Genomic DNA, 1,167 nt, shown 5'->3' on the forward strand with positions numbered 1-1,167 from the left:
CCTACCACCCCGCCGACCGCGAAGCCGTGGCCGACGTCTGTGTCCGCACCGCGCACAACGGAGGCGACTCCCGGGCGATCTACCCCGACCAGCGCCTCATGCCCTCGCTCTTCGCGGAGCCGTACTGCCACTTCGAGCCGGAGCTGGCCTTCGTCCTGGACGACGGCACGGGCCGGGCCGTGGGCTACATCGTCGGCACGGCCGACACCGGGCGCTTCGTCGAGAACTTCCGGCGGACCTGGATCCCGCGACTGGCCGGCCGCTACCCGGAGCCGGCCCTACCGCCCCGCACGCCCACCGAGGAGATGATCCGCCTCCTGCACCACCCGGAGCGGATGCTCGTCCCCGAACTCGCCGCCTACCCCGCCCACCTGCACATCGACCTGCTGCCGCCCTGGCAGGGGCGGGGCTACGGCCGCCGCTTGATGCGCACCTTCCTGGACGCCCTGCACGGACAGGGCGTCCAGGCGGTCCACCTCGGCATGGTCACCGTCAACACCGCCGCCCGCGCCTTCTACGACCGGGTCGGCTTCCACGAGATCCCGGTCGTGGACGCGGGCCCGCTCACCTACCTGGGCCGGGCCACGACGGCGGACCGACGGGGCGACGGGCTCAGGAGAGCATGAGGGTCTGCTTGGCCAGCTCGTACGCGGGCAGCATCTCCTCGTGCTCCTGGGTGTCCATCCCGCCGAGGTGCAGGACGACCGAGCCCTGGGGCGTGCTGACGGCGAGGGCGCGCTCCTTCTTCGTCTCCTCCAGGAGCTTGCTCGTGTACAGGTACTCCACCTCGACGGCGTCGAGGCCGCCGCCGGTCCTGACGGAGCGGTACTTCTCCTTGCTGACGTTGTCCTCGGCGGCGACGAAGGCGCGCAGCACGCTGTCCGCCGAGGCCGTGCCGGGCTCGCCGGGCTTGCCCGTCCACACGCGCAGGAAGCCGATGTTGCCGGCCGGCTTGGCGTCGATCTCGCAGGCCGCGGTGACCGGCCCCTGCCGCAGGAACGCCTCGGCGAGCGCCCCGCTCAGGTCGCCGTCCTCGCTCTTCGACGCCTTGGCCAGCTCCTTCTCGGCGTCGACGGACTTGGCCCTCCAGCGCTTGGCGACGTGGAAGCTGACGGGCAGTTCGCAGGCCGAACCGGCCCCGCCGATCCGGGCGCCGGCCGGCGCCCG

The 1,167-nt window shown here is 72.8% G+C and carries 2 protein-coding genes; one reads left to right on the top strand and one right to left on the bottom strand.

From position 1 onward, the window contains the following. The coding region (locus CCN44_RS41840) for a GNAT family N-acetyltransferase (RefSeq protein ID WP_107502185.1) at positions 1–626 on the top strand (626 nt) is incomplete at its 5' end. Here CCN44_RS41840 and CCN44_RS41845 read toward each other — a convergent pair. Further along, a partial coding sequence (locus CCN44_RS41845) for a lipoprotein (RefSeq protein ID WP_086704475.1) occupies positions 613–1,167 on the bottom strand: 555 nt, incomplete at its 5' end. The genes CCN44_RS41840 and CCN44_RS41845 overlap by 14 nt on opposite strands.

This window comes from Streptomyces tricolor (assembly GCF_002155905.1).
Lineage (GTDB): Bacteria > Actinomycetota > Actinomycetes > Streptomycetales > Streptomycetaceae > Streptomyces > Streptomyces tricolor.